Here is a 13,083-nt window from a genome sequence, read left to right on the forward strand (position 1 = left end):
TCAACACATGAAACGGCGATGGAAAATAGCGATTGGCGGTGCCGCACTTCTAGGCATCGCCGCTCTTGCGACGGTCAGCCTTGATTGGCTTGACCGCGCTTTTCCTCCTCCCTTGCCTGAACGTCTGACGATATCCACGGAAGTGATGGATCGCGACGGCGAATTGTTGCGCGCTTATGCGACACCAGACGGCTATTGGCGTCTCAACACGCGCATTGAAGATGTCGATCCGAAATTCGTGAAAATGCTGATCGCCTATGAGGATAAGCGTTTCTACGATCACAGCGGTATCGATCTTTGGGCCTTGGCGCGTGCAGCGGTGCAGCTTGCTGGTAACCAGCGTATCGTGTCCGGCGGCTCCACGCTCTCGATGCAGCTCGCCCGGCTGATAGAACCACGCGAAAGCCGCAGCTTCGGCTCCAAATTCCGTCAGCTTGCCCGTGCCGTGCAGATTGAGCGCCGCCTGAGCAAGGACCAGATATTGGAGCGCTATCTGACGCTCGCCCCCTATGGCGGCAATCTGGAAGGCGTGCGCTCGGCATCGCTCGCCTATTTCGGAAAGGAGCCACTGCGGCTCTCCACTTCGGAAGCCGCCATGCTAGTGGCTTTGCCGCAATTGCCGGAACGTCGCCGCCCGGACCGCGCCGCGAGCACTGCACGCGCAGCGCGTGATCGCGTTTTGACGCGAATGGTTCAGGCCGATGTCCTGACCACCGACGAAGCCGAACGGGGAAAACGTGAGGCAATCTCCGCCACCCGTCATGCTCTCCCGGCACTGGCTGCGCATTTTGCCGATCTGGCGCTCAAAAAAGCACCGACCGAAGCCCGTCACAAACTGACGCTGAAGAAATCCGTCCAGCGTGGTCTCGAAGCATCGGCCCGCGAAGCAGCATCAAAACTGGGACCGAAAGTGTCGGTTGCTATGGTGCTGGCCGATAGCCGTAACGGCAACATTCTCGGCGAAGTGGGATCGGCGAATTATTTCGATGGCAGACGGCAAGGCTGGATCGATATGACCCGCGCTGTCCGTTCACCCGGATCGACGCTAAAGCCCTTCATCTATGGGCTTGCCTTCGAACAGGGCATGATCGCGCAGGAAACCATCATTGAAGACCGCCCGCAGGACTTTGCCGGTTATCGACCGCGCAATTTCGACATGAGCTATCAGGGCGATGTCAGCATCCGACAAGCGCTGCAAATGTCGCTGAATGTCCCGACTGTCAGCCTGTTGGACGCCATTGGTCCTGCCCGTTTGACCACGCGGTTCCGGCAGGCGGGCATCAATCTGCAACTGCCGAAGAACGAAGCGCCCGGTCTCGCTATCGGGCTCGGGGGTGCTGGTATCAGCCTGCGCGATCTGGTGCAGCTTTATACCGGGCTTGCCAATGGCGGGCGTGGCGCCGCCTTGCGTGACGGAACAGAAACAGCTGAGCCGACGCAACCGTCCGGCCCCATTCTCACCGAACAGGCGTCATGGCAGATCGGAGATATTCTGGCAGGTGTCGTGCCGCCGCAAGGTGCACCGCGCCGCGGCCTCGCCTACAAGACCGGCACATCCTATGGATATCGCGACGCGTGGTCGGTCGGCTATGACGGGCGTTATGTTCTGGGCGTCTGGGTCGGGCGTGCCGATGGCGGCTCCGTGCCGGGCCTTGCCGGTTATGCATCTGCCGCACCGATCCTGTTCGATGCATTCGTCAAGTCGGGTGTGGTCTCAGTGCCCTTGCCGCGCGCGCCAGCTGGAGCATTCCGAACAGCACGTGCCGACCTGCCGGTAACGCAGACACGTTTTTCATCGGCCAGCGATCCGCTCCCGGTGTTGAAGGCGTCCACGGAACCCGCGCCGCGCATTATCTTTCCGCCGGATGGCGCACATGTGGACTTGAAGGCGCTAACTGAAACCGCCTCGCCGCTCGTGCTAAAATTGCAGGGTGGCCGCGCACCGTTTCGATGGCTCGCCAACGGCAAGCCCGTCGCAGAACCTGAACGCCGCCGCACCGCCACCTGGCAACCGGATGGTACGGGCTATTCAACCCTGACCGTCATCGATGCGGCAGGCCGTGCGGCAAGCGTCAAGATTTTCGTCGAGTAGCGTCTATTGTGCTGCTTCCGAAAGGGGCTCGCTCATCACGGCTTTCTTTTCCAGCGACATGACCTTCAGATTGCCGGAAAACAATATGCCGGAGATCGGCAAAACCGGTTCAGCTGGCAGTTCATCCTGACGAACACTGTCTTTCGGAACGTGCAGCTTATGCTCCACATCACTATCCGCACTGGAAAGTGTCAACGCCACATTGCCCCGCGCATCAAGCAGACTGGCACCATAGAGAAACTCGAAGCTAAGCATTGAGGCGAGGAACTTGTAGGTTCCATCACGCACACCGCCTTTCATCATGGCAGCGCGGTGCAACTCGTCGCCGATGCGCACATCTAGCGGTGACGTGCGTGGATCGCAGACATAGCCAACCGCCAGCAACTGTCCATTATCAACCTCAAAGCGCATTCGGTCAGTGCCAAGGTCAATTGCCGAAATCGAAAAGCGACGATTGCTATATTCCACCGGCGTCCGTCCCAGCCGTTTGCATAGCTGCACGCCGCTCAAGGCGCGCGCATTGGCGAAGTGGTCAGGATCGATGGCAAAGGGCAGCGCCTTCGGGCGATGGGCGGTGGACAGCGCCGGTTCCAGCACATCGGCAATCAAGTTGGCAACGATAGTTGTACTGATGGGACGCGCATAATGCCCCTGATCGAGATAGAAAGACGGGTTGGTCACGGCATCGCGGCCATATTGCTGCATCAGCATGCGCGAAACATCGGCGCAGATCGTGCCATACCATTGCGAGATGTAATTGATGCCCGCATCAATAGACGGAACCGAGTTCAGGAACGACCCGTTGCGCGCGCCGAAGACGAGCGTTGCGATCCGCAGATTTGGATTACGCTCCAGCGCGTAGCGAATGATCCCCTCATAGAACCGCGCCCAATGCCGGAAGGGCCTGCGCTCGTCGCCATAAACGAACGCATCGTTGATCGCATATTCGATCAGCAGCAATTCGCAGTCTTCAAGCTGCTCGAAAATCTTCAGCTGGTAGAGCCCGAATGCGCTCGTCGTACCACCGACAGCGAGATCAGCCACGATATCCAGCTCCACCCCGCGACGCGCCATGGTCGAAAGCAGGGTCGGCAGATAGCCGGGCAGCATGACGGTGTTGGAACCGCCAATGATTACAGTCTTGAGTTTCATTTCGTCACCGTTGCAGCCTGACCTGCCGGGGTCAGAGCCCCGCAACGCCAGACGCCGTAAGTTCCCTCATCCCAATCGAAATAATAAGCGGCCGCGATCTGGCCGCTATCCATCATCTGACGGAAGCGTTCCCGCGCCTTCTCCACCAGTTGCTGGCGATTACTGTCATCTGCCGGACAGGCCTTGGATTTGTTGGCAAAGCCCCATTCGGTAATCCAGCATGGCTTTCCATCGGCACCGCCGCAGAAAGAAAGAGCTTTGTTGACATGTTTGGCGCGCGCGGCACGCGTCCCGCTGCTGCCGGGATAAATGTGGATGCCATAGCCATCAGCCACGGTATCGAGACCGTGTTTTTTCAGAAGATCGGTGAAGGCTTCCGGGTCGACCGTATCGATCCCGCGCCGATCCGCATCAGCAAAGGGGATGTCCGATAGCCCCGCTGAAATCACCTTGGCGTTTGCATTGAGCTTGGTCTTCGCCAGTTCAGTACGAACGGCGCGCAGCAGTTCGACATATTTCTCCGCACCCTTCTCCACGAGGGGCAGTTCTTCCATTTCACTCAACGAGCGAGCGGTCTTTGTCTTTTCACTCGGCAAAATAGCCAGATCACCATTATAGGCACCCCAGTTGATTTCATTGCCGGTTTCGACGCCGATCAGCTTCACGCCAAGCGCATCGATCTTTTGAAGCGCATCACCAATCGCTGCCTGGAAACGTTTCGGATCAATGTCCGATAGCCTGTACATGTCCCAGATCCGGCCTCGCCCCGAACGGGGCTTGGTGCCTTCCGGATAAAAATCCACATTGTTCAGCGAGACTTCCAGCAAGACGGCCAGCTTCTTTTCATGCGCAACCCGCACCGCATCGATGCTCTGGTCGATGGGTCGCGTCAGCGAAAGCCTCACAGCGACGACGCCATTCTTCACCATCTGGTCGAAAATCTGTTCGCGCTCTGCGGCGGGCAACCAGGCCATGTTGACCCGGTTGACGCCGAAACGCGTATCGGCAAGAGCACCGTTCGGCATTATGCCAAGCAGGACAACACCCAAAAGCGCTGCGATTGCCCGTTTCCTGCCCCCAGTGCTCATGACCGTCAGTTTCATCGTATGCCGATATCCTTCAACGCGCCGTTGAAATTGGCTTCGCATTCCGAATAACGATTGATGGCGGCAGGCACGTCGATCTTCGAAAGGAAGTCGCGCAGAAAAGCCTTCTTCTGCGGTTCGCGATTCCAGACGCTGGCATCGATATGCGGAAAGCCGACAAAGCCCAACATTTCGCGCATACGATCATCAACGGCGATCATCAGCCCCGGAATGCCGGACTGCATGCCGATAATCGTGCCGTGGAAGCGGCGGCTCAGGCCGAAATCCTGACTGGAAATCCAGCTGCGCCATTTGTGCGTATCGAAGAACACCAGCAACTCGTTCTTGCGCTGCCATTTTTCCATATGCTTGTAATCGACGGGTGCAGTGATACGGCTTGCAGCCTGATCATAAGCTTCGGAATGGTCTTCGCCGGCCATGTTCATATTGTAGACGATCACTTCGTCCTGAATGACATAGCTTGCGACACTGTCCTTTTCGAGCAGTGCATGCGCATCCACAATCGTATCGGCAACGCTGCCAAGATAGCCGCCGAAGGAGATTTTCTGTGCGTCAGCGAGGCTTGGATCGGCAAGGCGGCTCAGCGAGCGTTTCATCTGATCCGGCGCGTAATAGAGCGACGGACAGCCGGTCGGACGGACATATTTCATGCCCGCATCCTTGAGGAATTCCGCCGTGAAATGACCACGCGTCAGGAAGAAGCTCTCCTTGCGGCGCAGAATTTCAAGGAAGCGGCGTGTGCCTTCCGGCAGCTCTTCCTTCAGATTTTCCTTCTTCTGAATGCCGATGCCCATGACGACAATCGGCATGTTCAGCTTTTCGAAGACGAAGGATTCTGTCGTTGCCGCATAGCCCGGACGCAAGAGATTGGCCGAGGCGAACAGGCATAGATCAAAGCTCTCATTGAGCTTCGCATAGGTGTCCGGCGAATTGAGGCTGTTGGCGAGATGCCAGAACGGAACATAGGTCACGTCGTGGCCGCGCACGGCGTTGGCGGCACCTTCGCCTATGAGATAATTGCCCGTATTGGCAATCTTTTTGACCTGATCGATCACATCCTTCTTCGTGCGGATGGGTTCGAAATAGGGGCGATGCTTCACGCTCGCCCCGGAAACGCTTTCGACGGTCCGCATCAAATATGACGGGATGCCGGTGATCATTATGCGCATGATGATCCATCTTCGCTGGAGTTATGAGAGGGCTTCTTGGATCGGGAGTTATCCAATGCCGATTTCTGAAAGGGCGCTTCGGAAATTGCGTTCGCGGTCCGAATATTTTTCGATCACGTCGGGGATGTTCATCGCCGCAATATGATCGCTCACAAATGCGCGCCGGTCGTTGGCGGCGTTGAGATCGCGGGCGTCGATCTTTGGCAGACCGGAGAAATTCAGCATTTCACGCATGCGATCATCGACGGCCACCATCAGGCTCGGCACACCGGCCTGCATGGAAATGACATTGCCGTGGAAGCGGCGACCGAAGGAGAAATCCATGGTCGAGCACCAGGCGCGCCATTGATTGGTGTCGAGAAAAGCGTGAACGCTGATCTTCTTCTTGAGATCACCGGATCCTTTATAGGTGAGCGGCCCAACCAACTCGCCCGTCGTTGAATCGTAGGCGCGGCCATTGGTGTCAGGCTCAAGCTGCATGTCGAAATGCAAAAGCTCATCCTGCACGACATAGGCCGAGCGCCCGTCATCGGAGCTGAGCGCATTCATGTCGCCGATGGTTTCCAGCTCCGCGCCCATATAGCCGGTAAAGACGGTGCGGCCCTCGCCCACCTTCACATCCGGCAGGCGGCTGATCGCCTTGCGCATATTGTCGGGACGGAAGTAGAGCGACGGACAGCCAACCGGGCGGACATAGGAAAAGCCCTGATCGCGCAGATACCCGGCAGCATTCTCGCCGCGCGTGAGGAAATAATGCTCACGGGATTTAAGCACGTCCAGAAGCTTCTTCGTGCCGGCCGGCAGACCGTCTTCGCCTTCAATATCCGGGCGGTTCTGGATGCCGATGCCGAGCATCACCACCGGCATGTCCAGTTTGGACAAAACCAGAGCTTCCGCATCCGCAGACAGGCCCTTGCGCAGAAGATTGGCGCAGGTGAAGACGCAGATGTCGAATTCCTTGTTGATCTCTTCCAGACCCGCACCATTATTGACGCAGTTATAGAGGTGCCAGAACGGAATATGCTTTGCTGATGGCAGAAGGGCAGTCATTGCGCCCTCGCCGATCAGATAATTACCCGTATTACTGATGTTCTTCAGTTCCTGGATAAAGTTTTCCTTGGATTCCGGTACGCGTTGTTTTTCCGAATAATAAACCTGCGCTTTTTCCGCGCGCTGGATGAGGCGGGTCAAATGGCTTGGGATGCCAGTGACGAGAATTCGTGGGTTGGCTGGGCGGCTCATAGGTCGACCTTTCTGGTATAATCAGGCAACTGCGCGGCCGGGGAGAACGGCAATCGCGCTGGCATCGTCTGCAACATCCGGTTGGGAAGACCGGGATTTCGGATAGACAGGGCTGATTTCATTGGCCCAATCCGTGAAGTTGGAAAATGCTGCGCTCCATGTGCGGTGCGCTGCCGAGGCCAAAGCGCCTTCAGCCGTGCGCATCAGCGCGTCATTGTCTTGCGCAAGAATGGTCAGGATGCGCGTCATGTCGGCGACGATCTGCGCATCATTGCCATTGCGGATCAGGATGCCGTCGCGGCCATGATTGATGAGTTCATCAACCGCACCAACCGCTGTTGCCACCGGCACACAGCCAAGCTGCTGCGCTTCGGCAATCATCAATGGCGCACCTTCCCAACGAGAAGGCATCAAAAGCACATCGGCCCAGGCAAGATGGTTCGCGATATCCTTGCCGTCGAAGACCGGGGGCGACACACGGACACCCGCTTCTTGCAGCTTCGTCATCCAGGATGCGCTCGGATCATCAGAGAGAATCTCCCCACCAATCGCCTGCGCGTCGAAAGAGATGCCCTGCTCTCTCAGCTTCATAATCGCGTCATGCAGCCGGTCGATGCCTTTCTGGCGGTCAAGGCGGCCCATATAGAGGATGCGCATTGGTCGGCCTTTTCGGCCTTCCTTGCGGGCAGCCGTCACCTGTGCGCGCTGCTTCGCATCGATGGAGAAGCTTGCTCCGTTCGGCACCGAGAAGACTTTCTCGAATGGCACACCAAAACTGTGCAGATAGATTTTCAGCTGATCTGAACAGGTCAGAAACGCATCGTAGGCATGTTCAAAGGCGATGGCTGCATAGGGTTGTCCAGCCTGACGGCGGAAGATCGTTTCGTCCACCACATGGAGATAACAGGCCGTGCGCGTTCCTTCGGATCGCAGCTTGCCCATCAGCGGATGCGCAGCCATGACGTGGTTGTTCACAACCAGATCGAAGCCCGAAAGCTGACCGCGCAGGATACTCCAGTCGAGCGGATGATCTTCCGTGATGAAGTCCTGCCCGAGGAAGCGATTCGTATCGCCCCAGGCCGGAATGCCATCCTTCCAGAAGTGGAGATAATCGAAGGACTGGTCGAACTCGTCCAGCACATCCATGCGTTCATTGCCGAGAACAAAGAGGTGGGTTTCAAAACCCTGATTCTTCAGTTCGCGACCTGCGGCATAGGCCACCTTTTCCGCGCCGCCAAACGATGCGTTCGGCACCAGAACCGCAGCTGTCTTTTTCTTCGCGGGATTATGTGCGAGCGGCAGCACAGGCCCACCACCAAGCTCATCGCGCAGCACCTGATACATTTCCGACAAAGCGGGCAAGCGGCGCGGACGCCACGTCCAGCGCATCGCCGCGCTCTGCTTCAGCGGGCTTGTAGCGATCGACGTGACCAGATTGAGCATGGATTGCTCCGGTCGCGACAAGGCGCGACGCTGGCGGACCCGCGGGAACGGAAAGCGCACTTTCATGCGCGCCGATGTGGGCCACAATTGCTGTGTGCCCAGCGATGCGAACCAATTGAGCGCATCGTTTTCGATGATCTCGCGGATCAGCCGGGTCGACACGAAAATCAGATCGGCATGCGGCTGTCGTGTGCCGGATGGCATGATTTCAGTATCAATCCGTCGCTCGTTTTCAACATTCGTTAGTTCCACGAAAACGATGTTGGCCTGCTCGGAGAGCTTTTCCAGTCGCGACAGAATGTTCGGAAACAGCCGCGAGCGCGCCAGCAGTTTTAGAGTCTCAGTGTTGGATGAAGCGAGAAAGGGCGGGAAGTGGAAATTGTCGGGTTCCGACACACTGCCCCAGAACGCCCGGATCGCATCGTCGAACTTGAGATCAGTCGCGCCAAGGCTCGGGTCAGTGAAAAAACTGACCGTGCCTTCGCCCGCACGAATGACACCATAGCGCGGGCATTCCTCATGCTCGAAACCGACCAATGTCGGGCGACGGAACAGCGCCTTATGTCGCTTGCGCAGAAAGTTGATCGAACCGGAACGGTCGCGATTGGCTTCCTTGAAGCGGCTTTCAGCACGGAGACGATATTCGAAGCCGGTGTCATGACACGGCGTACCGACAAAGCCAGCTTCAATGGCTGAAAGCCAGAATTCCCAGTCTTCAAAACCGTTCTGGCGGTCATCATCGAAGCGAACGCCGCTGCGGAACACATCCGCAGAAATCATCGAGCCGGTATCGCAAATATTGTCCGTGATACAGTGGATGAGCCGCGAATAGCTGTCGCCATAATGGGCGCGCCAGTTGACCGAAAACGTGTCGATATTCGTGTAGACCCAGCCGGCATTGGAAGCGAGAAGCTTACGGTAAAGTGTATCAATGGTATGCGGCTGAACACGGTTGTCGGCATCGACAAAATAGACCGCTTTAACGTCCGGCATCTCTTCGAGAATGTATTCGACAGCGCGGTTACGCGCCCCGCCCGGCCCTGCATTTTCGCCGAAGATCACATGGATATTCGGATGCGCTGCGGAATAGAGCGCCAGGCTGTCGAACACTTCGCGTCGCGGATCACCGTCCACCGACACCACGATCTGCGTGCGGAACACGGTCTGCGATGTGAGGATCGACTCCAGCGCTTCAAGCGCCAGCGCCGCATGTCCGTAGAGCGGCATGGCGACGACGATCAAATCCTTCGATCTATCGTACATTCGCGGCCTCTTTCAGTACCTCTTGGGCGGGACTGGTTTCGACATGCTTGACGAGGCGGAAGTTGAACACCTTCAACCAGGAGAAATCGACTGACTCTCCGGCGGCCCTACTCAACACAACCAGATCCATCGTCCGGTCGATTGGCTCTTCGAGCATGAAGTTGATGTCGATGGAGCGATTGGGCGCCACTTCCGACCAGCCGCTGAACAGAACCTGCGAACGCCGCCTGTCCATGGAAGCCAGCGCGCCGATTTCTTCCTGCGCATCGGACGCCAGATTGACGAGCAGCAGACCGACCGCACAGGGCTGGCCTTCCGGATGATCAATCACAGCACGGGCTGAAATCCGCACCGTTCCGGGCGCAACCACGCGGCGGATGGCAGCCGCGGTGATGCCCTCTTCAAGCGGGTGGCAACCGATGGCGTCTTCATGTTCCAGAAAACGAACCGTCGGGAAATCCGGTGTGAGCGGCGTTACCGACACATTGGAGACATTGCGCAGCAGCTCGATCGGCAGACGATAATCATCCACCTTGCGACCGTTAATCATTGAGGTCGGCACGATGGCATTTGGCAGTGATGCCGGACGCACGCCCGGCAGGCCCGTAAAGATTCTCAGTGCCAGCGGGCGCATATCGAGATCGGCATGCGGAATGCGGGCACGCGCAGCGTAGCGCTCATTGGCAATCACATTGCCCAGCGATAATTCCGGCGGAACACCGCCCGTCGCCGAAATACGCAACCGCAAGGTGCGATGGCTGCCGTCACACGCTTTCGGGAGCGAGAAGAAGTTCCACTCCGAATGCAGCGTGCCATAAGGCACCAGCCATTCGGCAATGCCCTCGCCGTTTTCGAGATAGTCCAGCGTGACAATCAGCTGACCGTTGCGGTTGGCGGGCAGATCGCGGAAATGCAGCGCAAAGCCCGACACGGCATAGCTCGAAACCGGAAAAAGCTGCTCGATTTCAGATTCGCGCAGCAAGCGCGCAAAGCCTTCATCCTTCGGGTCCACCAAAGGCGCGTGGCTGAATATCTCGGTCGACGAATCCCAGTTGCGCGCATGAAAGGCATCTTCGATGGCGCGATAATTTTCGAACATCGTTTCACGTTCGCGGCGCAGCATGGCAAGTTCCGCATGCACCTTGCTGACATGCCCGACAAGGCGGTCCAGACTGCTTTCCAGCAACTGGGTCACCAGCATGGGCACGGTTTCCGGCCCGGCCTCATCGACGCGCACGACCGGCACTTCCGGTATGGTGCGCATGCGATAAAGCTGCTGCAGGATCGTGTTCAGTTCGTGTGCGCCTTCATCGGAAGCGGCAACCGCAATGAGCGGAAATGTATTCGCCAGACGCAGACGCTTGCCGTCGCCTTCAACGAAAGCAGTCACGTCGCCCAGAGAAGTCGCTTCCAGCGCTTCACGATCACGCATCGAAGCAATGGCATAGCGGCGGTTCTTCCGCCCCGAGATCGCAGGAAGTGGTGTGCTCAACATAATCGTCCATTGTCTGATGGCCGATTGGGAGGTTCGGCCTACAAGTACAATGAGAAAATACAGACCATGTATTGTCAACAGTGATATAGCGTCAACTATATGATAATATTGCGAATAATTGAAAATGTTTTAATTCAAAATTTGAAACAATATGCAGATATATTCACTATACCTCGTAAACACGCAGAATTGCGGGCTATTATATTATAATACAGGCACTTGAATGCCCGATTGTCGCCACATACTGCTCATCGGACATTCAATACTGCATCGATCAACGTTTTTTGCTGACGTAAACATTCCGACAACCGAAAGCGATTTTCGATGGTTCGCCGCGCTGCCGCCCGCATCTGGAGGCAGGCATCGGGGTCGGCGAGAACGTCCAGCACCGTTTGAGCCAGCACATCCGTGTCATAAAATGGAACAAGCAGGCCGTTCTGACCGGCGCGGATCACCTCGCGCACTGGCGGCGTGTCAGAGCCGATGATCAGCGCGCCGCACGCCATGGCCTCGATCACCGACCATGAAAGCACGAACGGATAAGTCAGATAGATATGCGCTGTCGATATCTGGTAAAGCTTGCGCAAATCCGCATGCGGGATGGAGCCCAGAAACACCACCCTGTCGGGCGGCAGCTCGTGATCACGCAAAAGATGCTCCCGCCAGGAGCCGCCACCGGGTGGAGGCGTGCCATAACTGACGCTGTCTCCGCCGACGAAGACAAAGATGGCATCCTTGTTCTGGCGGATGACTTTCGCCGCCGCTTCCAGCGCCTGTGGAAAGCCCCGATAGGGTTCGAGATCGCGCGCCACAAAGGTGATCACGCGTGATTCTCCAGCCTTCAAAACGCGACCATCCGGCAGCTGTAAGGATGCGTGACGGTCCGGATAGAAAACCTTCGTGTCGACGCCCTCATGCACGACGGCGATGCGATTCTGCGCCGCCTTCGGATAAAGGCTCTTCTGCCAGTGTGTTGGGCTGAAACCACCATCCATGCTTTCGAGCGTTACGAGCTGCGCCATATTTCTAAGCCGCAGCCGCTTACGCATCTCAACATCAGGCTTGTCATCGGGCGCAAAGCCGACATCCGCACCATGCGCCCGATAGAAAAATTCGCAATAGCCAAGCGCCGGCGTCGAGGGCAGCACGTCCTTGACGAACATCATGCTGCCCCAGCCGATATGACCTATGACTATGTCCGGCGGTTGACCGTGCCGCGCCATCGATTCAAGCGTTTCGGCGACACGGTAACCGATCCGGGTATGATGATCCGGAACCTCGAGATATCTGGCCATCGCACCATCGGTGCGAGGACCAGATTCAACTCTGTGGCGAATGACGCGGACCGCAGGGAGGCGACGGTCCACCGTCTCGCAAATCAGGCTTACATCATGTCCGCTTTCAGCCAGATGCCCGGCCAAAGCAGCGAACTGACCAAATCCACGTCTGTGCACAAAAGCTATATGCATGTCACAAAACGTGTAGGTTTTTTGGTCGATATTCGTCGATCAACATCAAATGCCATACCGTGCGGCGTTGCCCCACAGCAATTCCAGCCTGTGTAAAGTCTGGTATGCGATTTCGAGATTTCTAAGATCATCGTCATCGCGAGCAAGGATATGATGATAGTCCCTGCTGGCGTTTCTCAGGTTCAGGCAAAGGCGTTCGCCCTTGTCTGTCAGACGAATGCGTGCCGACCGCTTGTCTCGCTGCGAGGCAACACGATCAACATAACCGCCATCGGTAAGCTGTTTTAAATAATAGGAAATGTTGGACCCGACATAGTGCCCGCGATCCAGTAGTTCACCCACAGTGAGCTCGACATCGCCAATCGCCATCAGAACAAGCGTCTGTGCCGGGCCAATGTCCTCTACCCCCAACTTGGTCAGCTCCGTCTTCAGGAGGCTCACAAAGCGGCGGTTCACTCGTTCAATCATCCGGGCCAGTTCGAAATGAGTAACTACGACTGTATGGACCGGGTTTCTGCGTTCCTGTTTCTCGGCGGTTACTTCAGGAAAATCAACGGATGAGTATCCGTCAATTGATGTTTCGACTTCCACTCCCTCGTGCAGAAGTTTTTGCATCTTTTACTCTCCATTTTCAATTTTACTTCAAATTTTG

At 56.9% G+C, this 13,083-nt stretch carries 9 protein-coding genes; 1 reads left to right on the forward strand and 8 read right to left on the reverse strand.

The window, feature by feature from the left end; translation table 11 throughout:
- The first annotated feature begins 7 nt into the window (after positions 1-7).
- Positions 8-2,092 carry a penicillin-binding protein 1C gene (gene pbpC / locus ACTJKP_RS16135; protein WP_440631374.1) on the forward strand — a complete coding sequence of 695 codons (2,085 nt, stop codon included), beginning with the start codon at positions 8-10 and terminating at the stop codon, positions 2,090-2,092.
- A gap of 3 nt (positions 2,093-2,095) precedes the next feature.
- On the opposite strand, the gene ACTJKP_RS16140 is transcribed toward pbpC, so the two are convergent.
- From ACTJKP_RS16140 to ACTJKP_RS16175, 8 genes are all read right to left on the reverse strand, one after another.
- On the reverse strand, positions 2,096-3,244 hold the full coding sequence (locus ACTJKP_RS16140) for an SGNH/GDSL hydrolase family protein (protein WP_440631375.1): 1,149 nt from the start codon (positions 3,242-3,244) through the stop codon (positions 2,096-2,098).
- On the reverse strand, positions 3,241-4,347 hold the full coding sequence (locus ACTJKP_RS16145; protein ID WP_440631376.1) for a glycosyl hydrolase: 1,107 nt from the start codon (positions 4,345-4,347) through the stop codon (positions 3,241-3,243). The genes ACTJKP_RS16140 and ACTJKP_RS16145 overlap by 4 nt, the downstream gene beginning before the upstream one ends.
- Positions 4,344-5,519 (reverse strand): polysaccharide pyruvyl transferase family protein, encoded by a 1,176-nt coding sequence (locus ACTJKP_RS16150; RefSeq protein WP_078337039.1) that lies wholly within the window; start codon positions 5,517-5,519, stop codon positions 4,344-4,346. Before ACTJKP_RS16150 ends, ACTJKP_RS16145 begins: the two co-directional genes overlap by 4 nt.
- Positions 5,520-5,567: 48 nt before the next feature.
- Positions 5,568-6,761 (reverse strand): polysaccharide pyruvyl transferase family protein, encoded by a 1,194-nt coding sequence (locus tag ACTJKP_RS16155; RefSeq protein ID WP_113533472.1) that lies wholly within the window; start codon positions 6,759-6,761, stop codon positions 5,568-5,570.
- 21 nt (positions 6,762-6,782) lie between these two features.
- Positions 6,783-9,467 (reverse strand): glycosyltransferase, encoded by a 2,685-nt coding sequence (locus ACTJKP_RS16160; protein WP_440631377.1) that lies wholly within the window; start codon positions 9,465-9,467, stop codon positions 6,783-6,785.
- Positions 9,457-10,962: a DUF6212 domain-containing protein gene (locus tag ACTJKP_RS16165; RefSeq protein ID WP_440631378.1), complete on the reverse strand. Its 1,506-nt coding sequence runs from the start codon at positions 10,960-10,962 to the stop codon at positions 9,457-9,459. The genes ACTJKP_RS16160 and ACTJKP_RS16165 overlap by 11 nt, the downstream gene beginning before the upstream one ends.
- 248 nt (positions 10,963-11,210) lie before the next feature.
- Complete coding sequence (locus ACTJKP_RS16170) at positions 11,211-12,431, reverse strand: glycosyltransferase family 4 protein (protein ID WP_440631379.1); 1,221 nt, start codon at positions 12,429-12,431, stop codon at positions 11,211-11,213.
- A gap of 45 nt (positions 12,432-12,476) precedes the next feature.
- Entirely contained in the window at positions 12,477-13,046 is a 570-nt protein-coding gene (locus ACTJKP_RS16175) for a MarR family winged helix-turn-helix transcriptional regulator (protein ID WP_078337044.1), read from the reverse strand.
- Positions 13,047-13,083 lie beyond the last annotated feature (37 nt).

It is taken from the genome of Brucella sp. 22210 (genome assembly GCF_052045675.1).
In the GTDB taxonomy this organism is placed as follows: Bacteria; Pseudomonadota; Alphaproteobacteria; order Rhizobiales; family Rhizobiaceae; genus Brucella.

Bases quoted from the DNA above. Each gene is read 5' to 3' on its own strand.
- ACTJKP_RS16140 (WP_440631375.1), bottom strand. From the start codon at position 3,244: ATGAAACTCAAGACTGTAATCATTGGCGGTTCCAACACCGTCATGCTG.
- ACTJKP_RS16175 (WP_078337044.1), bottom strand. From the start codon at position 13,046: ATGCAAAAACTTCTGCACGAGGGAGTGGAAGTCGAAACATCAATTGAC.
- ACTJKP_RS16145 (WP_440631376.1), bottom strand. From the start codon at position 4,347: ATGAAACTGACGGTCATGAGCACTGGGGGCAGGAAACGGGCAATCGCA.
- ACTJKP_RS16165 (WP_440631378.1), bottom strand. From the start codon at position 10,962: ATGTTGAGCACACCACTTCCTGCGATCTCGGGGCGGAAGAACCGCCGC.
- pbpC (WP_440631374.1), top strand. From the start codon at position 8: ATGAAACGGCGATGGAAAATAGCGATTGGCGGTGCCGCACTTCTAGGC.
- ACTJKP_RS16150 (WP_078337039.1), bottom strand. From the start codon at position 5,519: ATGCGCATAATGATCACCGGCATCCCGTCATATTTGATGCGGACCGTC.
- ACTJKP_RS16170 (WP_440631379.1), bottom strand. From the start codon at position 12,431: ATGCATATAGCTTTTGTGCACAGACGTGGATTTGGTCAGTTCGCTGCT.
- ACTJKP_RS16155 (WP_113533472.1), bottom strand. From the start codon at position 6,761: ATGAGCCGCCCAGCCAACCCACGAATTCTCGTCACTGGCATCCCAAGC.
- ACTJKP_RS16160 (WP_440631377.1), bottom strand. From the start codon at position 9,467: ATGTACGATAGATCGAAGGATTTGATCGTCGTCGCCATGCCGCTCTAC.